This window comes from Micromonospora sp. NPDC005254 (assembly GCF_042872525.1).
Classification (GTDB): domain Bacteria; phylum Actinomycetota; class Actinomycetes; order Mycobacteriales; family Micromonosporaceae; genus Micromonospora.
This window is the reverse complement of record NZ_JBIAKM010000001.1, coordinates 455016-475242: the sequence shown is the minus strand read 5'-3', so window position 1 is coordinate 475242 and position 20227 is coordinate 455016. Positions and strand designations below refer to the sequence as shown.

17 protein-coding genes are annotated in these 20227 nt (G+C 73.5%); 5 read left to right on the top strand and 12 right to left on the bottom strand.

Annotation, left to right across the window (positions count from 1 at the left end; all coding sequences use genetic code 11):
• Positions 1-19 precede the first annotated feature (19 nt).
• The 4 genes from ACFYPR_RS02280 to ACFYPR_RS02265 form a co-directional block, all read right to left on the bottom strand.
• Positions 20-844 (bottom strand): DUF3152 domain-containing protein, encoded by an 825-nt coding sequence (locus tag ACFYPR_RS02280; protein ID WP_355067719.1) that lies wholly within the window; start codon positions 842-844, stop codon positions 20-22.
• Between the two features lie 82 nt (positions 845-926).
• Entirely contained in the window at positions 927-1784 is an 858-nt protein-coding gene (locus ACFYPR_RS02275) for a DUF3152 domain-containing protein (RefSeq protein WP_387258354.1), read from the bottom strand.
• A gap of 5 nt (positions 1785-1789) precedes the next feature.
• Positions 1790-2764 (bottom strand): alpha/beta hydrolase, encoded by a 975-nt coding sequence (locus ACFYPR_RS02270; protein ID WP_355067723.1) that lies wholly within the window; start codon positions 2762-2764, stop codon positions 1790-1792.
• 23 nt (positions 2765-2787) lie between these two features.
• On the bottom strand, positions 2788-6429 hold the full coding sequence (locus ACFYPR_RS02265; RefSeq protein ID WP_387258352.1) for a hypothetical protein: 3642 nt from the start codon (positions 6427-6429) through the stop codon (positions 2788-2790).
• Positions 6430-6576: 147 nt separating this feature from the next.
• Between ACFYPR_RS02265 and ACFYPR_RS02260 the strand changes: the two genes are divergently transcribed.
• Positions 6577-7215, top strand: a complete 639-nt coding sequence (locus ACFYPR_RS02260) for a TetR/AcrR family transcriptional regulator (protein ID WP_039909051.1) — start codon at positions 6577-6579, stop codon at positions 7213-7215.
• A 62-nt stretch (positions 7216-7277) separates the two neighbouring features.
• Positions 7278-7505, top strand: coding sequence for a DUF3107 domain-containing protein (locus ACFYPR_RS02255; protein WP_030329796.1), 228 nt, complete (start codon positions 7278-7280; stop codon positions 7503-7505).
• 76 nt (positions 7506-7581) lie between these two features.
• Here the strand turns inward: ACFYPR_RS02255 and ACFYPR_RS02250 are convergent, their stop codons facing one another.
• Positions 7582-8232, bottom strand: coding sequence for a ferritin-like fold-containing protein (locus ACFYPR_RS02250; protein ID WP_354854393.1), 651 nt, complete (start codon positions 8230-8232; stop codon positions 7582-7584).
• 318 nt (positions 8233-8550) lie between these two features.
• On the opposite strand from ACFYPR_RS02250, the gene ACFYPR_RS02245 reads away from it, so the two are divergent.
• Positions 8551-10236: a DEAD/DEAH box helicase gene (locus ACFYPR_RS02245; protein WP_354854394.1), complete on the top strand. Its 1686-nt coding sequence runs from the start codon at positions 8551-8553 to the stop codon at positions 10234-10236.
• 89 nt (positions 10237-10325) lie between these two features.
• Entirely contained in the window at positions 10326-11480 is a 1155-nt protein-coding gene (locus tag ACFYPR_RS02240) for an SAM-dependent methyltransferase (RefSeq protein ID WP_354854396.1), read from the top strand.
• A gap of 22 nt (positions 11481-11502) precedes the next feature.
• Here ACFYPR_RS02240 and ACFYPR_RS02235 read toward each other — a convergent pair whose 3' ends face one another.
• The 3 genes from ACFYPR_RS02235 to ACFYPR_RS02225 all read right to left on the bottom strand — a co-directional run bounded on the left by ACFYPR_RS02235 (position 11503) and on the right by ACFYPR_RS02225 (position 14090).
• The gene (locus ACFYPR_RS02235; RefSeq protein ID WP_354854398.1) at positions 11503-12327 is read right to left on the bottom strand and encodes a GSU2403 family nucleotidyltransferase fold protein; all 825 of its coding nucleotides are present in this window, start codon (positions 12325-12327) and stop codon (positions 11503-11505) included.
• On the bottom strand, positions 12305-13330 hold the full coding sequence (locus tag ACFYPR_RS02230; RefSeq protein ID WP_354854400.1) for a hypothetical protein: 1026 nt from the start codon (positions 13328-13330) through the stop codon (positions 12305-12307). The genes ACFYPR_RS02235 and ACFYPR_RS02230 overlap by 23 nt, the downstream gene beginning before the upstream one ends.
• A 316-nt stretch (positions 13331-13646) precedes the next feature.
• Entirely contained in the window at positions 13647-14090 is a 444-nt protein-coding gene (locus ACFYPR_RS02225) for a hypothetical protein (RefSeq protein ID WP_355135488.1), read from the bottom strand.
• Between the two features lie 241 nt (positions 14091-14331).
• On the opposite strand from ACFYPR_RS02225, the gene ACFYPR_RS02220 reads away from it, so the two are divergent.
• Entirely contained in the window at positions 14332-14748 is a 417-nt protein-coding gene (locus ACFYPR_RS02220; RefSeq protein WP_387258350.1) for a helix-turn-helix domain-containing protein, read from the top strand.
• A gap of 126 nt (positions 14749-14874) precedes the next feature.
• On the opposite strand, the gene ACFYPR_RS02215 is transcribed toward ACFYPR_RS02220, so the two are convergent.
• The 4 genes from ACFYPR_RS02215 to ACFYPR_RS02200 form a co-directional block, all read right to left on the bottom strand.
• The gene (locus ACFYPR_RS02215; protein ID WP_355135492.1) at positions 14875-15807 is read right to left on the bottom strand and encodes a hypothetical protein; all 933 of its coding nucleotides are present in this window, start codon (positions 15805-15807) and stop codon (positions 14875-14877) included.
• Positions 15800-16030, bottom strand: coding sequence for a heavy metal-associated domain-containing protein (locus ACFYPR_RS02210; protein ID WP_354854407.1), 231 nt, complete (start codon positions 16028-16030; stop codon positions 15800-15802). Before ACFYPR_RS02210 ends, ACFYPR_RS02215 begins: the two co-directional genes overlap by 8 nt.
• Positions 16031-16163: 133 nt before the next feature.
• Entirely contained in the window at positions 16164-18293 is a 2130-nt protein-coding gene (locus tag ACFYPR_RS02205) for a DEAD/DEAH box helicase (RefSeq protein ID WP_354854409.1), read from the bottom strand.
• A 9-nt stretch (positions 18294-18302) separates the two neighbouring features.
• Entirely contained in the window at positions 18303-20108 is a 1806-nt protein-coding gene (locus tag ACFYPR_RS02200; protein ID WP_355135494.1) for a BTAD domain-containing putative transcriptional regulator, read from the bottom strand.
• Positions 20109-20227 lie beyond the last annotated feature (119 nt).

Genomic DNA, 20227 nt, shown 5'->3' with positions numbered 1-20227 from the left:
ATAACCGGCGGCCGGTCGCTCAGGGGACGATGTCGCCGCCGTAGCGACGGCCGTCGAGGTACGGCCAGGCGTTGGCCAGGCAGCCCTGCAACCCGTACGTCTGCTGCTGCATCACCGGTGCGGGCTCCCCCGGGCCGGGGCATGCCTCGTGCTGCTCGCCGAACTCGTGGCCGACCTCGTGGTTGATGACGTAGGTGCGGTACGTCTCCAGCGGGGCCCCGTAGTCGGGCACCGCCTCCTGCCAGCGCGCCAGGTTGATGATGACCTGGCCGGGCAGCCGGCAGGAGGTGTAGCGCTCGGTGGTCAACCCGCCCTCGGCGCACATCCGCTCGGACGTGACCGGGGTGGCGAGGTAGACGGTGAAGTCGGCGGCGTCGACGTCGGCCACCCGCTGCACCCGCAGCTCACCGGAGGCGATCCAGCTGCGCGGGTCGGCCAGCACCTCGTCCACCCGCGCGGCGAACGCGTCGGCGTCCTGACCGCTGCCCCGTTCGACCACGACCCGGTAGCGGCGCAGCGGTCCGTCCGTACCGTGCACGGATGTTCCCCCGTCGGCGACGGTGAAGCGTCCCGCGCCGACCGACGGGTAGCCGCTGGGCACCGGGTGGGCCTCCCCGCCGCCCAGGCCCATTCCGCCCTGGGTCGGGGTGGGCGGTACGTCGGCCGTCGGTTCGTCGCCCCGCGTCGCGGTCACGCCGACTGCGGTGGCGGTGGCGGCCACGAGCAGGCCGAGCAACAGGCTGCGGCGTCGGCGGCGGCGCATCCGCAGGACCGTGGGACGCGCATCCTCGTACGCGGACCGGTCGGGCGGCTCGGGCGGGCCGTAAGGGGACGACGGCGTCATGACGTCCAGCCTGCCAGATTATTCGGGCAATTCTCCGCTTTTAGCTTCTATTACCGCAATACCCCTCATGGGGCCGGTTGTCTCAGAGAGCCGGCCCGGCGTAACGCCGACCGTCGACGTACGGCCACGGGTTGACCCGACACCCGTTGAGAAAGAGGGTCTGCTGCATCATCACCGGCGCCGGACGCCCCGCGCCCGGGCAGCGCTCGTGCCGGTGCCCGAGCTGGTGACCCACCTCGTGGTTGACCACGTACGTCCGGTAGACCGCCAGCGGCACGCCCGCCGACACGTAGTGCGGCACCGACAACCGCCACCGATCCAGATTGATGATCACCTGGCCGGGCGCGCGGCAGGAGGTGTACGGCCGCCCGCCGATCCGGATGTCCACGCCACCCTCGGCGCACATCCGGCCCGCCGTACGGGCGGTCGCCAGGTAGACGGTGAAGTCCCGGGGAGCGTCCCCCGGGACCTGCTGCAACCGCAGCCGGCCGCTGTCGACCCAACTGCCCGGCCCGGCGAGCGCCACCTGGACGGCCTGCGCGAACGCGGCGATGTCCTCGTTGCTGCCCGACTCGACCGCCACCCGGTAGCGGCGCAGCTCACCCGCCCGGCCCAGCACCGGGCCGGCGTGGTCGTCGTGGCTGAACCGGCCGGTACCCGCGGTCGGCACCGCACCGGGCAACCGCAGCACCGGCGACGGGCTCGGCGACGCGGCGGTGGCGGTCGGTGACGGATCCGCCGACGGCGGCAGCGGCCCGGCCGCCGACGGCGGCAGCGGCCCGGCCACCAGCGGCGGCCCGATCTCGTCGGCAGTCAGCCGATCCGGTGGCACCCCCGGACCCTCGGCGATCACGGTCACCGCCGCGCCGACAGCCAGCACCACCGCCACCAGCTGGGCGATCAGTGCGAGGCGACGGCGGCGGCGAGCGGACCTGAACATCCCGGTCAGCCTGCCAGATCGGACGGCCGAGCGGCCTCCTCCGTTTCGGCGAGCAGGCCGACCACCGCCCGGGCGACCAGCCGGGGAACCTCCAGCTGAGCCACGTGACCGACACCGCCGAGCATCAGCAGGCGGCTGTCCGGGATGACCCGGGCGGTCTGGGGCGCGACGCGAACGTCGACCAGCCGGTCCTGCCGGCCACCCACCACAAGCGTCGGCGCGCGCACCGCCCCGGCGAGCCGCCACAGCGAGCCCGGCCCCGGCAGATACGCCCGCAGGAAGCTGGAGACCAGCCCCCGGAACGTCCGGACGTACGCGGCCGCGTAGTGCTCCGCCTCGTACCGGACCCGGATCTCCTCCAACGCCTCGGCCCGGCGCTGCGCACAGATGCGGCTGAGGTCGGCGACGCACGCCTCCAACACCTGCTGGGCCATCACCTCGGGCGCGAGTTGGGTGAGCCGCCGGGCGACCAGCCGTTCACCGCGCGGAATGGCCAGCACCGGCAGCATCCTGCCCTGCAACGACCGCCGGAAGTCCAGAAACGGCAGCGCCGGAGAGATCAGGGTGAGGGTGCGGACCAGGTCGGGCCGCAGCCCCGCCACCTGGACCGAGACCGCGCCACCCAGCGAGTTGCCGAACAGGTGCACCGGCCCCCGACCGGAGTGCTCGATCCACCGGATCACCAGGTCGGCGAAGGCCGGGATCGTGTAGCGCGGGCCCGGCTCGCTGCGGCCGAACCCGGGCAGGTCGATGGCCTGGCCGTCCAGCCGGTCGGCGAGCAGGCCGGCCAGGTCGGTCCAGTTCTGCGACGAGCCGCCCAGCCCGTGCACGTACAGCGCCGGCTCCGCGTCGACGGTCGTCGCCGGAGTGTCCCGCACATAGGTGACGACGCCGTCGAGGCGGACCTCCCGGCCCGGCCACGGCGGCGGCACACCGACCTCGGGGAGGAGGTGGTCCGGCCAGAGGGAGGCGCGCTTCATCCTCCCAGTCTGCCTCGGACCACTCAGGACAGCAGCGCCTCCAGCCGACGATTGACCGCCGCCAGCGTCGCCCGGACCACCGCCTGTCGCGGATCGCCGGCCACCAGGGCCGAGCCGGCGAGCTGCTCGACCCAGCCCTCGCAGACCAGCAGCACCACCACCGTGGCCACCTCGCAGTTGCCGAACGGCACCACCGCCGCGTGCTCGACGAAGCAGCGGCCACGCTCGGCGTTCTCGGCGCCGCGCAGCAACTCGTCCACGGCGGCGGCTGCGGCCACCGCGCAGAGGCGCAGCACGTAACCGTCGACCGCCGGCCCGGTCGCGTACCCGGCCGCGTTGTCGTCGCCGGCCAGCAGCCGCACCTCCACGTTGGCGTCCAGGCCGAAGGTGCTGACCTGCACGTGGTCGATGACCACACGCGGCCCCGGCACGCCGCCGGTGTCCAGAGGCCGAGAGGGCGCCGACTCCGTCGTGGTCACCTGACCGCCGGAGTACGACGTACCGACCGTCGCCGGGCTGCCGGTGGCTCCGCCAGTGGGCGCGGCCGAGACCGAGCCGGGCTCCTCGACGGTGGCGCGGCCCCGGTGCGGGGCGCCCGCCCGCCGTCGACGCGCGGCGTCCGGCCCGGCCCACTGCTCCGGGCCCGCCGGCGTGGCCTCGACCCGACCGCCCGACGACCGAGCGATCGAGGGCGCCTCGGCGGTACGCGGTTCCGCGCCGGTGTCGCGCGGCTCGACAGGCCGCGCCTCGACAGATCGCGGTTCGACGGGACGCGTCTCGGCAGCTCGTCGCTCGGCGGGGCGCGGGTCGGCGGATCGCGGCTCGGCAGCGCGACGGCGGACCGGCGGGGCTGGCGTGGTGGGCAGGCCGGGCACGTTCTGCGGGGCAGCGGCCAGCCCCATCCGTTCCTGGAGCAGCCGGGCCACCTGTCGACTCACCTCGGCCGGATCGGCACCGTCGGCCAGGTCCAGCCGGAGGCTGTGCGCGCCGGCCGGCGTACGGCGCAGGGCGGCGTCCCGAACGCCGGCCACCTCCCGTACGGCGTCCAGGATGGCGTTGACGTCGAACCCCTCGGGACGCTCCCGCAACGGAGCGGGCTCGTCGTCGCGGCGCAGGTGGGTGGCGATGCGCGCGAGTTCTGGGGTTTCGGCGGGTGGCTCCACGGCTGGCGGCTCCGGCACAACGGGCACGTCCGGTTCCGCGGGGACGCGCTGCGGCAGCACCGCCGACGTGTCGGGCCGTCGCCCGCCGTCGGCGGGCTCGACCGGCGACGCCGGGTCGGGGGCGGATCGGCGAGCCGCGTAGGGAGGGGAGGACGCGGGTGACGGCCGGTCGTGACGCCCGGGGCCGCTGGCGGCGGAGGCCGGACCGGCACTGGCCGAGGGAAGCGGGGCACCGGCGAGGGAGGGACCGGCCGCCGTCGGGGCGGCAGCAGTCGGCTCGGCGGGCGACGGCTCGGGCGGCTCGGGGGTCGCCGGTCGGAGCCGGAACGGTGCGGTCGGCCGGACCGGGCCGGTCGACTCACCCGCGTCGCTCGCCCGGGGAGAGGTCGCCGGCCGGGTAGCCGGCCAGGAGGGACGCTCGGCCGGAGCTGCCGGGATGCGGCCCTCGGACCAGTCGGGTCGCTCGGCCGCCACGGGTGTCGGCGATCCACCGGCCCACGAGGGCCGCTCGGCCACCGGACGGACGGGTGTCGCCGGTGGCGGCGCATCGGTCAACGCCGGCGGTGGGCCGGCGGGCGCCGGCGGCGGATCGACCGGCGCGGGCGGATCGACAGGTGCCGGGCCCGCCCAGGACGGGCGCGTACTCGCCGAAGTGCCGCCGGGCGTCGGATCGCCAGCCCAGGACGGGCGCGACGGCGGGACGCTGGTCGGCGTCGGGTCCGGGCCACCAGCCCAGGAGGGGCGGGGCGGCGGCGGGAGGGCCGATGCCGGGCCGGCCCAGGACGGGCGCGACGGCGGGGCGCTGGCCGGCGTCGGGTCCGAGCCGCCAGCCCAGGAGGGGTGGTCAGCGGCCGGCGGGCCACTGGTCGGCTCGGCGCGAGCGGCACCGCCCGACGCGGACCCTCCGGCCCACGACGGACGCTCAACGGCCGGCGGACCACTCGTGGGGGGAGACCCCCCAGCCCAGGAGGGGCGCTCATCAGCCGGCGGACCGCTGGTGGGGGCGGGGCCGCCGGCCCGGGAGGGGCGCTCAATAGCCGGCGGACCGCTGGTCGGGGTGGGGGCGCCGGCCCAGGAGGGGCGCTCGGCGGCGGGCGGCGCAGTGCGTGGGGGAACGGGCGGGCCGCTGGTCGGGGTGGGGTCCGTGCCGCCCGCGCGAGGCGACGGGTCGGCCGCCGCGCTGACCGGGGCCGGCGCGGCCCAGGACGGGCGGGCCGCGGGGAGCCCGCCGGTCGGCTCGGGCGTCGGCCCACCGGCCCAGGAGAGCCGCTCGGCCGGCTCGGGCCGGGAAACGTCCGGAGGCACGCTGGTCGGAATCGCGGCCGGACGTTCACCGGCCCAGGACGGGCGCGTGGGCGTGCCGCGGTCGGCGTCCGCCTCGGCCTGGGGGGCGTCCCGGGTGACGTCGTACGCGCGGGGCGGCTCGGCGGGCACCGGCTCGTACGGACGGGGCGGCTCGGCGCGCACCGGCTCGTACGGCAGGTGGGGCTCGGCGACCCAGCCCGGGGTGGACTCGTCCCGCGCCGGTCGGCCGGCCGGCTCGCCGTCCTGGCGGGACCAGGGCGGCGCCCACCCACTGCCCCAGCTCGGGCGGTTCCAGCTGGGCCCGGACCAGTCCGGCTCGATGGAGGGAGACTCACCCGCTCGGTGCGTGTCTCCGGTGGGGCGCTCCGGCTCGGGGTCGTCGCCGCGCCCGGCGGCACGCCCCGACTCGGCCGATGCCTCGGCTGCGGGCGGGACCTGCCAACCGCGGGAAACGGCCGGTTGATCGTCGACGGCCGGCCGTTCGCCGGTGGGCGCGCGGAGACCGGGCGGAACCTCGAAACCCGAGGCCGCCGTGCCGACGGGCGGCACCTGGATGGCGGCTGGCGCCGTGCTGGGCAGACCGGGGTCGGCCCAGCGGACGCTGCGCGGCGCGGCAGGGTCGGTGGTGGAGTGCCGGGGCGGGCCGGTGTCGGCCTCCCCCGCCCCCGGCTCCGCGGCCGGCGCGGGACGCTGGGCGGGCACCACCAGCCGGCCCCCGCCCACGTCGGGCCGGTCCTCGGCGGTCCGCCCGGGCGGCGCGCTCACCGGCGTCTGGCGGCCCGACGAGGCCCCACCGTTGAGGTGCGCGACGCCGTTGATCTCCGTATCGCCGTGGCGGACGCCGTTGATCTCGCTGTCGCCGCTGCTGTCGCTGTCGCTGTTGATCTCGGCCTCGTCGTGGTGGACACCGTTGGCGTGGTGGCCGTTGACCCGGGCCGGCCGCTCGGAGTCACCGGTCAGCCCGGGCAGAGGCGCGGGCAGATCGCCGTGCCTGGTGGAGGAGGCGCGCCAACCGGACGCGGGGGGTCGCTGCCACGGTGGTGCCTGCTCCCCGGCCGCCTCGCGCTCGACAGACGGGGACCACCCGCCCGTCGAGGGCGCCCACCCGCTGCCGGAGCGGCCCGGGTCGTCGTGCTGACCCGTTCCGTCACCGTGCTCTCCCGGGGTGGCGGCTCCGGGTTGCCCTGTTTCACTCACCGCGCGCTCCTTGGTCGCCCTCGCTGAGGCTACCGTGTGGGGAGAGTGGCGATAAGTTACAGCGGCGGGCCATTTCCACGACGCGGTCGAGGGCCGCCCCGGTCTGGGGGGAAAATGCCGGCCCGTACGGAGAACTCGGAGGATCCCATGACCGCTGTGGGGAACGGCGCACAGACTGCTGGCAGGCCCACCCGCCTGCCCCGCTCCGCGCGCCGTAAGCAGCTGCTCGCGGCGGCGCAGGAGGTATTCGTCGCGCAGGGCTACCACGCCGCGGCGATGGACGACATCGCCGAGCGGGCCGGGGTTTCCAAGCCGGTGCTCTACCAACACTTCCCGGGAAAGATGGACCTCTACCTGGCCCTGTTGGACACGCACTGTGACGCCATCGTCGCTCAGGTGCACGAGGCGATGCGCGGCACCAGCGACAACAAGGAGCGGGTCAGCGCGTCGGTGCGCGCGTACTTCGACTTCGTCGATCACGAGAGCGAGGCGTTCCGCCTCGTCTTCGAGTCGGACCTGCGCAACGACCCGGCGGTGCGGCAGCGGGTGGAGCGGGTCGAGCAGGGCTGCATCGCGGCGATCACCGACACGATCATCTCGGACACCGGCGTAAGCCGGTCGCACGCCGAGTTGCTCGCCTCCGGGCTGGTCGGCGCGGCGGAGACCGCCGCGCAGTTCTGGCTGGCCGGTGGCCGGCAGGTGCCGAAGGCGGAGGCCGAGGCTCTGGTGGCGGCGTTGTCCTGGCGGGGCATCGCGAGCTTCCCGCTGCAAGGTGAGTCAGCCTGACCGCCGACCCCGTGATCGGATAGCCTTCGCAGGGCGGTTATCGCCCCAGTTGAGGAGGCACAGTGGAGGTCAAGATCGGCGTGCAGTACGCGCCGCGCGAGCTGGTTCTGGACAGCGCGCAGTCGCCGGCCGAGATCGAGCAGATCGTGACCGACGCCTTCGCCGGCAACGGCGGCACGCTCTCCCTGACCGACGAGAAGGGCCGGCGGGTCATCGTTCCGGTCGAGAAGGTCGCCTACGTCGAGATCGCCGAGGCGTCCCCCCGAGCGGTCGGTTTCACCGTTCGCTGACCGGTCCGGCCGTCGCGGCAGGTAGGCGTTTCCAGGCCACCTGCCGCGGGCCGGTTCCGCGCCCGACGGGTGGCGGTCAGTTGTTCAGTCCGGCGACCGCCATCCGCGCGGTGTGTGCGGCGGTGAGCCTCCCGAACAGCCCCGGCACGTCGACCCGGTCGCCCCGCGCGATCAGCGCGGTGAGTGCGGCCCGTTCGGCGGCGACGCGGCCGGCCTGGGACAACGCCTCGCCGACCAGCCGCCGGGCCCACATGGAGAGCCGACCGGCCACCCGGGGATCGGCGGCGACGGCCAGCCGGATCTCGGCGACGGCGAACTCCGCGTACCGGGAGTCGTGCAACACGTCCAGCACCAGCGCCCGGTCGGGCTCGTCCAGCGCGTCGGCGATCTCCCGGATGAAGTCGTCGGTGATCGCGTCGCCCACGTACGCCTTGGTGACCACCTCCGCCCAGTCCCGCGGCTCGGTGGAGTCGTGGTACGCCTGCAACGGCTGCACGTACGGCGTCATCGCCTCCTCCGGCGGCACACCCAGCGCGGTGAGCCGGTCGGCGAGCCGGCGGTAGTTGCCGATCTCGGCCGCGGCCATCTGGTTCAACGCGGCACGTCGGTGCAGGTCGGGGGCGAGTCGCGCGTCACCGGCCATGCGTTCGAAGGCGAGCAGCTCACCGAAGGCGACCAGGCCCAGCAGGTCGGCGACGGCGGGACCGGGGGTGGTCGGCGCGGACACGAGCGCAGGCTACCGTGCGGGACGGGCGCCGGGTGGCCCGTGCGGGGCACGGACGAGCGCCCGAGGAAGTGTGGCGCAGGTCACATTCGATGGCCCCGCGTGCCGGCTGGCCGACCGGGAATCGGGACGTGAGCTTGCCTGTTCAGGTAGCATAGAGCAGTTGCCGTGGGCGCCGATCTGATCGAAAGCTCAGCCCGCGGCGCGCGTGCGGCCCGGTCCGGCTCGGCACTCTGCCGCCGACCGTGTGGCCCGCGTCATACCGAACGCGCCCTGAGGACGAGACGGGGCGCACCCACGAGAGGGCACCCCCACATCCACATGAGCGAGCTGACTCAAGATCTGATGGACGGCCAGGAACTGGCCCCCACCGCCCCGGTTCGACCCGAGGCTCCCACCTTCGCCGCCCTCGGCGCCCGCGAGGAGACCGTCGAGGCGCTGGCCGCGGCCGGCATCACCCGCGCGTTCGCCATCCAGGAGTACGCGATCCCGATCGCGCTGCGCGGCGTCGACCTGATCGGCCAGGCGCCCACCGGCACCGGCAAGACCCTCGGCTTCGGCGTACCGCTGCTGGAGCGGGTCTTCGCGCCGAACGAGGGCAGCGACGGCGTCCCCCAGGCGCTGGTCGTCGTCCCCACCCGTGAGCTGGGCATCCAGGTCGCCAAGGATCTGGCCGCCGCCGGCCGGACGCGCGGCGTCCGGGTGCTGCCGATCTACGGTGGCGTGGCGTACGAGCCCCAGATCGACGCGCTGCGCAAGGGCGTCGAGATTCTGGTCGGCACCCCGGGCCGACTGATGGACCTGCAGAAGCAGAAGCACCTCCGACTGGACCGGGTGCACGCGCTCGTCCTCGACGAGGCCGACCGGATGCTCGACCTGGGCTTCCTCGACGACGTCGAGAAGATCCTGGCGATGCTTCCGGAGGACCGGCAGACGATGCTGTTCTCGGCGACCATGCCGGACCCGATCGTCACCCTGTCCCGGCGTTTCCTGCGCCAGCCGATGACGATCCACGCTGGGCACACCGCCGAGACCGGGCCGTCGCCGCAGACCCAGCAGTTGGTCTACCGCACCCACTCGATGAACAAGGTCGAGGTGGTGGCGCGCATCCTCCAGGCCGAGGGGCGCGGGCTGACCATGATCTTCACCCGCACCAAGCGGGCCGCCGACCGGGTCGCCGAGGATCTCGACTTCCGCGGGTTCGCGGTCGCCGCGGTGCACGGTGACCTCGGTCAGGGCGCCCGTGAGCGGGCGCTGCGGGCGTTCCGCGCCGGCAAGATCGACATCCTGGTCGCCACCGACGTGGCGGCCCGTGGGCTCGACGTCACCGGCGTCACCCACGTGATCAACTACGACTGCCCGGAAGACCAGGACACCTACACCCACCGGATCGGTCGTACCGGCCGGGCCGGGGCGACCGGCGTCGCGGTGACCTTCGTCGACTGGGACGACATGCCGCGCTGGCGGATCATCGACAAGACCCTCGGTCTGGAGATGCCGGAGCCGCCGGAGACGTACCACACGTCGCCGCACCTCTACACCGACCTGCACATCTCCACCGAGGTCAGCGGCACCCTGCCCACTGCCGAGCGCACCCGGGCCGGGCTGTCCGCCGAGATCGAAGAGGATCTGGGCGGGACGACCCGCTCCCGCCGGGGCGACAGCGGCGGTCGGGGCCCTCGACGCGGTGAGAGCCGCGGCGACGGCCGGGGTGAGCGCCGTGGCCGCGGTGACGGCCGCCGGGACCGCACCGACGCCGGCACGCCGGCCGCCGAGGCACCCACGGACGCCGCCGGCGACGAAGCCAGCCGCACCCCGCGCCGTCGGCGTCGCCGCCGCGCTGGCGAGACGGTCGCGGGCGAGCCGACCGCGGTGATCTCGGCCGACGCGGCACCGGCCGAGCCGGCCTCCGCCGCCGCCGAGGGCGAGGCCTCGAAGCCGCGCCGCCGGCGCCGCCGTGGTGGCGGTTCCGGCGCGGGTACGCCGGCCGAGGCGACCGCGGACTGACGCAGCGAGATTCACCCGACATCCCCCGCACCGCCTCAGCGCGGTACGGGGGATGTCGCCTTCCCACCCCACCTGCCGAAAATGGAACGATGCCGGAACCACTGGATGCCGCCCTGACCGAGGTTCGTGCACTGCTGCTCGACCCCGCGCTGACCCGGGCGGTCGCCGCCGGGCGTCGCCGCGGACACCGACCCACGGTCGTGCGGGCCGAGCTGCGTCCGGTGACGCTCAAGGCCGGCCCGCGGTTGCAGATCGCCACCTCCGACGGCGCGCGCCCGCACACCCGCAACGTCGCCCCCGGTCCCGAGGCCGCCGTGGCGGTCGACGAACTCCTGGCCGAGCCCTTCGGCAACTGGCACGTGGAGACGGCCGACGCGACCCTCCAACTGCGGGTGACCAAGTCCGGTGAGGCGCAGGTGCACCGGGCCGCGACGACCCGACCGGCGGCGACGCCGAGTGGTAACGACCGAGCCAAGGAATACCTGCTCGATCCGGGCGACCCGATCTTCGCGGAGATCGGCGGCTCGGCGGCCAAGCGCCGCCAGGTCGACGCGTTCCTGCGCGCTCTGGCCGCGACCCTGCCCGCCGATCTGACCGGCCCGCTGCGGGTGGTCGACCTGGGCTGCGGCAACGCCTACCTGACCTTCGCCGCGTACCGCTATCTCGCCAGTCGCGGGCTCGACGTCGAGCTGATCGGCGTGGACGTCCGGGAGGACCAGCGGCGGCGCAACACCGAGCTGGCGCAGCGACTGGGCTGGGCCGACAAGGTCAGCTTCGTCGCGGGCACGATCGCCGAGGCCGTTGTCGACCCCGCCCCGGATCTGGTGCTGGCGCTGCACGCCTGCGACACCGCCACCGACGAGGCGCTGGCCCGCGCGGTGCGCTGGGAGGCCCGCTGGGTGCTCGCCGCGCCGTGCTGTCACCACGACCTGGCAAAGCAGCTACGCGCCCAGCCCACCCCGGCGCCGTACGAGCTGTTGACCCGGCAGGGCATCCTGCGCGAACGCTTCGCCGACGTGCTCACCGATGCGCTGCGCGCGGGGCTGCTGCGGGTGCACGGGTACCGGGCCGAGGTGGTGGAGTTCGTCGACTCCCAGCACACGCCCCGCAACCTGCTGATCCGAGCCCGCCGTAGCGGCACCGCCGACCCCCGACAGGCGGAGTACCGCGAACTCGTCGACCAGTGGCGGGTCACACCCCGGCTGGAGACCCTGCTCGCCGCCGACGAGCCGCCCGCCGTCTAGCGCTTCGGCGCGGGCCCGGCAGTCAGCCCACCGAGGCCAGCAGATCGTCGGCCAGAGCATAAGCAGCGGTCGACACAACGAGAGGGTCACCGATACCCTCCTCGGCTCTGCCCGCCATCACCGATCCTGGCGCTTCGGGGCTTGCCGCGAACAGGTACGCCAAGAATCCAAGGGCTTGCTCGGTCACCTGCCCTGCAAGTTCATCAGCCCGAAGCTCGCGCAGACTGTCAGCAAGCTGCTCGGTTCTCACCGCCACGAGAAGCCGGTAGATGTCGTGTGCGTCCTTATCCACGAGGCGCTTGGGCGCCTGTTGCCGCTCGCCAACCTTGTGCAACTTGGCCACCAGCAAAGCGGCAGGGCCCGCGACATTGGCCGTACAGACACGGCTGTCGCCCGGAGCGAGCGCACGTATGGCAAGTGCGGCGTGGTCGACGACCGCAGCCTCCAATCCAACCGCTCGCCTCGCCGCTCTCGTGGAGTGCGGCGGGATTCTTGCTGCCCGACGACTTGATCCACCAGCAAGCGCCTCTGGGACCATCAGATCGACGGGAATTCCTTTGGGGTTCAACCATGCCCCAGGCTGGTGCGCTCGAACATCGAGATGAAACCCGGCTGCCCGCATGGCCTCCTCCAGTAATGGCTCCTGCGGGAGCGCGCGCGTGTCGAGTGCAAGGTCGCAATCCTTGGTCGCTTCCGCCAGTGCGACGGGTGCGGCACCCGTATGCAGGTATATCGCCTGTGCTCCGATCACGATCACAGCGTTGGCGTGGTCGCGAAGAGCATCCAGGGCGTCCAGTAACGCACCCCGTGCGGACAGCAGAAGGTCATCGTCGCCATGCCTGCTCATGCTCCTCCATCCAGTCAAGGAGTTCCTGCCCCTCAGCAGGCGCCCGCCCAGGGCCTGTCAGCAGATCGACAGCGGCTTGGCTCGGAGCCACATAAAGCAAGCCGTCATCCTGCACCCGTCGATCGAACACGACGTCGTACTTTCCCTGCGCGAGCAGCACGTTCGCACCCGCATCAACGGGGCGCAGCTTGAGTTTCTCGGCGGCTTGGGTCACGTCGTCCACGTAAAGCATCGCCAGCCTGGCCGGCGCATAAGGCGCTAGACGGTGCGCCGCCAAAGACCCGGTCAGCGCGTAGCGCAATCCGTGCACCCCCCGCAGGTCTTCCTGCAACGCCGGAATGCCTCGCGGACTCAGGTAGGCGTTGACACTGTTGCTGCGCTGGAAACCGTAATCCTCACTCCATCGCTCCAGGATTCGGCGCCACTCAACGCCCCTTATCAGGCCGCCTTTCGCGCGCGTGACAAGCGCTTCGCGCTGAAGGAAGTCAACAACTCGATATGTCGCTCCTGTTGACGCGCCCGACAGGCGTACCAAGTCTGGAACGCTCATCTCTGCAGCGGTGTCCACCAAGGCGCGTACGACACGCGCCGCTGGCGGCCCTTGCAAAGTGCCGCGGGGCCTGCCTGGCCCGCGCCAGGGATCTCGATCGGCGCCCCTGTCGCGCAGGTACATCGCCGGACGTTCAAGCGATATCTGCATATTGCCCGTAGCGTCACCGTAGGAGACCTTGCGCTCTTCCAGCCATGCGCGAGCCGAAGGCCCGAGGTATCGGGCGGCGATCATAGGCAACGGACGATCGACGTTAGGCAGCCTGTGGGAGCGAAGTTGGTCGAGGGCGGAGGCAAGATCGCTGGTGACCACCGAGCGCTTTGCCTCGATGACGAAGACCGCCGTCGCCCCATCAGGACCGGTCAGCTCAGCTACACCGTCGATCCGGCCCGGCACTTGCTCAGCAAGGCGCATCGACCATCCAGGCGGCAGCCGATCCACCACGAGCGCCACGACACGGCGGAGAACATCGGCCTCCCGCTCCGGCGGCCCATCAAGGGCGGGTTTGCCTGAGGCCGGCACGCCTCACCCCCTCGCCTGTTCGGGTAATTAGCGAATTCCGCCGCGAACGGAACCAGCCTATATCCAGAACTCCGCTCCGCCGAACATCTCGCCCCGCCCGGCGTGCCACCGCCCGCGACTCTTCGGGGACGCCCGTCGGTGGTCAGAGCAGGAGCGTGGCGCGATCACCGGTGCGAGCCGTACCTCTGCTTGTCAACGACACATTGAACCGCCAGGTACGCGGAAACCGTCGCCCGTGGACTCGGTTTCAGCGTCGGCGGTCGCCGTTGTTGCCCCGGTCCCGGACGCCGGAGCGGTCGAAGACCGACACCCGGTCCCCGCTGTGGCGCAGGGCTGGGCGGTCGTCCTCACCCGCGCTGCTCGGGAAGGGCACCACCTTTCCCGAGCTCTCGGCGTTGCCGGCGGCCGTGAACGCGTTCCAGGAGATGTCGACGAGCAGCTTCTTCGTCTCGGCGTGTCGGATGGCGGCGTTGCGTTGCAGCGCCATCCGGGCGCCCAGCACCACCGCGACCAGTGTGGTGGTGATCGCGCCGGTGGCGGCCAGCACGTGGGCGCCGGTCGCCGTGCTGGTGCGCAGCACCAGGACCAGCAACCAGATCCAGAACCCGGCGGCGAAGACGCCAGCCTTGGCGACGAAGAAGAGGCTCACCGCACCGGGCTGGTACGGCAGCGGACGGCTCGATTCGGCCATGGTGCTCCTCGGCGGTGGTCCGGGCGATCGGCGGCACGCGCGCGTGCGCCGTGCCGGGACGGGCACCGAGCTTAGTGGAAGAACGACGATGATCGCTGGGTGCCGGTACGAATACTGCCCGAGTTGGAGTCTCATCGGTGGGACAGTTTGTGCGGTCAGTCAGTGGTTTCCGGTTCCCGGCGTACTACGCTCGGGAGGCACATCTTCCCAGTGCTCGGCCGGGAGGGAAAGACATACCGGAATGGGTTCCGCAGACGTGTCACCGCAGATGGCGTTCGCCCGCTTCGTCCGGCGCGCCATCGACGACGCTCGCAACGAGCGCGGATGGACCGTGACTGATCTTGCCTCGCACACGGGCGTGGGCCGTTCCACAGTGTTCCGTTGGCTCGCCGGTGACTGGCAGGATTACCCCGAGTTGGCCAAGGTACGCGGCTTCTGCGCCGCGCTGGATCTGCCGGTGGCTGCCGCGTTCCGGGCGCTCGGGCTGCCCGACGCGGGCTCGATGCCCCGGCGCCGCAGCGATGACGGCCCGGTCGAGGCCGACGTCCGGGCCATCCTCGACCGCCTGGCCGATCCCACCGTCCCAGCCGAGGAAAAGCACCACATCCGCGACCTCCTCCGCTACCTGGCCCGCCGCCCCACCCGCCGAGCCGGCTAACCCCCCACCCTCACCCCCCATCCCTCCGCGCGTCGATCATGAAGTTATTGCCGCGACACGCCGACGCGAGTGGCAATAACTTCATGATCAACGGGGGGCCCCGGGGGGCGGGCGGGAGGCCGGGGGTCAGGGGACCGTCAGGGTGAACTCGGCGGTGTGGACCTTGTTGGCTACCTGGAAGTCGAGGTAGAGGCGATAGCGGCCCGGGCCCGGGGTGGTCAGCCAGAACTTCACCTGGCCGTCGGCCAGCTCCGGTTCGGGGTGCACGTGCAGGTAGCCCAGGTCGCCCTCGCGCAGCGCCACCAGGTGGCCGTACGCCCCGAGGTAGCGCTCCAGCACCGCGTCACCGTCCGCGCCGTCGATCCGGAAGGTGAGCGGCACCGTGACACCGGCCTGCGGGCTGCCCTGGTAGGCGACGCTGAACCCGTCCACCGTCGTCGAGGTCGCCGGGCCGGGCAGCAAACGCGGCTCGTACGTGCCCGGCACGACCAGGTCCACCCCGAGGGTCAGCGCGCTCTGGCCGCCGTTGTCGGCGACCACCGTGAAGTCGGCGTACGCCCGCCAGACGCCGGGCTGCGCGAGGGTCACCGGCACCGTCCAGGTGCCGTCCGCCGCCATGGTCGGGTGCAGATGCTGGTAGCCCGTCAGGTCCCGACGGACCACGATGAGGTGCATCGGCTTGTCGTGCACGACGGCGAACCGGGTGACCGGGCGGCGTTGCACGTCGCGTACCTGAAAGCGGAGCTGCCCGGGGCGGCCGGCCGGAAACTCGGTGGCCAGGGGGACGAGCGTGTATCCGGCCGAGCTGACCGACAGACCGCCGGGCTCGGCGGCCGCGCCCTGGTCGGCGCCCGTCACGGACCCGTGGTCGTGGGCCCCGGTGCCCGGCGGGTGGGTGTGGTCGGCGGTCAGTGCCGCAGCGCTGCTGCCGCCGGTGGTGGTGGTGCCGTTCATGCGACCGAGGCCGAACCCGAGCAGCACGGCGAGCACCAGCCCGCCGACCACCAGCGCCAGCCGGACCGTGCTCCGGTCCGGCACGGTGGCGGCCTGCTCAGGCACCGCCAGCGTCCAGCACGTAGCCGGCCTCGTCGACGGCCGCCCGCACCGACTCGTCGGGCAGCGGGCTGTCGCTGGTCACCGTCGCGGTGCCGGAGGCCAGGTCGACCTGGACCTGCCGCACACCGGGCAGCGCCGACAGCTCGTCGGTGACCGCACGCACGCAGTGCGCGCAGGTCATGCCGGTCACGGCGTACGCGCGGGTGACGGGCTGCTGATCGGTCATGCGGCCACCGTACCGCCGCGCCCGGCCAGCCCTGACCGACGCCGGGGCGGCGTGGCGACCGTCGCAATCCGCGCGGCCCGGGAACTTTCCGCCCCGCAGCCGCCCACCGACCTCCGCGATCGCGAACGGCGGCTCAGCCGGCCACGGCCAGAGCGAGCGGGAGCACATCGGGAGCACCGGCCCGCCGCAGCGCGCGGGTCACCATCGTCATCGTCCAACCCGAGTCGACCAGGTCGTCGACGAGCAGCACCGGCCCCTCCAGCGCGGCCAGCGCGTCGGCCAGGTCGGCCGGCACGGTGAAGGCGTCGTGCAGCGCGCGTACCCGCTGGGCGCTGTTGCCGCGCGGCCCGCCGGGGCCGTCCGGGCCGGTCGGGGTGACCGCGCCGAGCAGCGGCAGCCGGCCCACGGCGGCGATCCGCTCGGCCAGCGAGCCGACCAGCCGGGGCCGCCGGCGGGAGCCCACCGCGACCACGCCGACCGGGCGGCGGGGCCACGGATCGTCGCCGTGCGCCCACGCCTTCAGCACCTCGACCACCGCGCCGGCGACGTCGTCGGGCACCGGCACGTCGGGCGCCTCCGGGCCCACCAGCTCCCGCAGCCGGCCACCCCAGCCCAGGTCGGAGAGGCGCCCGACCGCACGGCCGGGCAGCGCCTGCTCCGCGGGGGCGATCCGGCCCTTCAGGGGTACGCCCACCGCGTCCAGCCCGGTCGGCCAGAGCTTCTTCGGGGCGATCTCCACGCCGGGGCGACCGAGGAAGGTCTGCGCGGCGGCGAGCGCTGCCGTCGACACGTCGGCGGCGAAGAGCGGGTCGGCGCACCTGTCGCACCGGCCGCAGTCGGTCGCGGCGGTGTCGTCGAGGCGTTCGCGTAGATACCGCATCCGGCAGTCGGACGTCGACGCGTACTCCCGCATGGCCTGTTGCTCGACGGTGCGCGCCTCGGCGACGCGGCGCAACCGGGCCTCGTCGTAGACCCAGGGCTCGCCGGTGGCGAGCCAGCCACCGCGCACCCGGCGGACCGCGCCGTCCACGTCGAGCACCTTGAGCATCAGCTCCAGGCGGGCCCGGCGCAGGTCGACGAGGGGTTCGAGGGCCTGGGTGGAGAGCGGACGGTCGGTGTGCAGGGCGGCCAGCACGGCGCGGACCTGCTGCTCCGGCGGGAACGCCAGCGAGGCGAAGTAGCGCCAGATCGCGGCGTCCTCGACACCGGGCAGCAGCAGCACCTCGGCGTGCTCGACGGCGCGGCCGGCCCGGCCGACCTGCTGGTAGTACGCGATCGGCGAGGGTGGTGCGCCGAGGTGGACGACGAAGCCCAGGTCGGGCTTGTCGAAGCCCATGCCGAGCGCGCTGGTCGCGACCAGCGCCTTGATCTTGTTGTCGAGCAGGTCCTGCTCGGCGGCCCGCCGGTCGGCGTCGTCGGTCTGCCCCGAGTACGAGGCGACCGGATAGCCCCGCGACCGCAGGAACTCGGCCGTCTCCCCCGCTGCCGCGACGGTCAGCGTGTAGACGATGCCGGACCCGGGCAGCTCGTCCAGGTGGTCGGCGAGCCAGGCCAGCCGGTGCGCCGGGCTGGGCAGGTCGAGGACGCCGAGGCGCAGCGACTCGCGGTCCAGCGTGCCGCGCAGGACGAGCGCGTCGCCCAACTGCTCGGCCACGTCCTGGGTGACCCGGGCGTTGGCGGTGGCGGTGGTGGCCAGCACGGGCGTGCGCTCGGGCAGGTTGGCGAGGAACGTGCGCAGCCGCCGGTAGTCCGGTCGGAAGTCGTGCCCCCAGTCGGAGACGCAGTGCGCCTCGTCGACCACCAGCAGCCCGGTGGTCGCGGCCAGCTTCGGCAGCACGCCGTCGCGGAAGTCCGGGTTGTTGAGCCGCTCCGGGCTGATCAGCAGCACGTCCACCGCGCCGGCCTGGATCTCGGCGGTGATCTCGTCCCACTCGTCGAGGTTCGCCGAGTTGATCGTGCGAGCCCGGATGCCGGCCCGCGCGGCGGCCTCCACCTGGTTGCGCATGAGCGCCAGCAGCGGCGACACGATGACGGTGGGGCCGGCCTGGTCGGCCTGCCCGCTGTCGCGCAGCAGGGCGGTGGCCACGAAGTAGACGGCTGATTTGCCCCAACCGGTGCGCTGCACGCAGAGCACCCGTCGCCGGTCGACGACCAACGCCTCGATGGCCCGCCACTGATCCTCGCGCAGTCGGGCGTGCTCACCGGCCAGCCGGCGCAGCACCGCCTCGGCCCGCTCCCGTACCGCCGCCCGTTCGTCGCCCATCCGGCATTTCTACCAGCTGGGGCGGACATCCCCTCCGGCCTGTTGCGGCGGAGAGCTGGTCTGCTGGGGCGGAGAGCTGGTCTGCTGGGGCGGAGGGCTGGTCTGCTGCGGGTGGGCGGCGGTCTGCTGCGGGAGCACGGTCGTCGGGCCCGGCGTCGGGGCAAGGAAGACGAGGTGGTCGCGGAGGGAGTCGGTGAGCAGCAGCGGGAGCAGACAGCGAGCGGCCAGGTCCTCCATCGAACCGAACGGGCCACGCAGCCAGCGGTCCACCACCACCTGCCGGGCCTGCTCGGCGGTGATCCCGGGCAGCTCGGCGATCGTCGTCTCGGGGACCGCGTTGACGTCCACCAGGCCCCCGTCGTCGAAGGTACGGGGCAGGTCGGGCCGGCCGATGCGCAACTCATGCCGCGCCGCCGGGTAGTGGTACAGCAGGTAGCGGGCCTGCTCACGGCGGACCCGGCGCTCGTCGGCGACCGCCCCGGCCGGCGCCGCGCCTCGGCCGGTGATCGCTGACCAGATCGCACCGTTGAGCAGGAGCGTGTGCAGGACGCCGAGCAGCCAGGTGAGCAGCCAGGTGATGATCGCGACGACGTCGACGGCGGTCACGTCGTCCGAGTCACCGGAGCCGACCATGCCGATGAACGCGACCATCACCGACAGGTAGCCGAGGGAGGCGAGCCCGTGTCGCCAGCTCCGTCGCCACACCGCGTAGACCAGCACCACCAGCCACGTGAGCAGGCCGAAGGAGAGCACCCCGATCAGCGCGGCGACGATCGCGGTGCTGATGCTGACCCACCGCCGCGCCCGCCGGGGTGGGGTGCCACGCACCGGGTACTCGTCCCGCGGCATCGGCGGGAACGCGGTGGGCGGCGGAACGGCGGCCGGCGGCGGGAACGCGGCCGGCGGCGGAACGGGCGGCGGAACGGCGGAGACCGGGTCGGCTGGGTGGCCTGACTCGGCTGCCCGCTCCTGGGCCGGCACCACCGCGACGGATCCCGCGGTCGCGGGCAGGGGTGACTCCGGCTCGTTCGCCGGCTTTTCCACCACCAGTGTCGGGTCGGCGCGCAGTATCCGCCCGTGCAACACGCGGAGCGCCTCACCCGGCTCGATGCCGTACTCCTCGCGGAGCAGGTCCGCGAATTCCCGGTACGCGGCGAGTGCCTCCGCCTGCCGCCCACTGCGGTAGAGCGCCAGCATGAGCTGGTGCCGTAGCCGTTCCCGAACCGGGAACTCGGCCACCAGCTCCACCAGCTCCCCGGCCATCTCGCGGTGCCGCCCGAGGTCCACCATCAGCTCGGCCCGGGTCTCCAGCGCCACGGCCCGCAGCTCCACCAACCGCTGCCGGGCCGCCTCGAAGACCGGCCCGGTGAAGCCGGCGAACGGTTCCCCCTGCCACAGGGCCAGGGCTGCGGCCAGCTCGGTCACCGCGTCGGTGGCACGGCCCTCCGCGCGGCGTTGTCGGGCGCGGTGCACCCCCCGCTCGAAGCGGACCGCGTCCACCGCCTCGGGGCTGACCCGGAGCAGGTAGCCGGCGTCGGTGAGGCTGAGCACCTGTCCCGGCGTACGCGGCGACCGGTCCGGTTCCAGCACCCGGCGCAGCCCGGCCACGTACTTCTGCACCACGTTCGGGCCGTTGGCGGGCGGGTCCTCCGGCCAGACCGCCTCGACGATCTGCCCGGTGGAGACCGAGCGGCCGGCGGAGAGCAGCAGTACGGCGAGCACCGCGCGCTGCTTGCCGGGACCGAGGTCGATCTCCCGGTCGGCGTACCAGGCCCGCTGAGGCCCGAGGATCTCGAAACGCAGCTGTCCTGACATGCGAGTTTCCGCTCCTGACACCCCCGCGAGCGCCGGACGGCAGTGCCCGGCAGCCGGACGGCAGCATATCGGCAGCCGAACCGCCGTGCCGGCCGGCAGCATCGTCGTCGGCAGAAGCC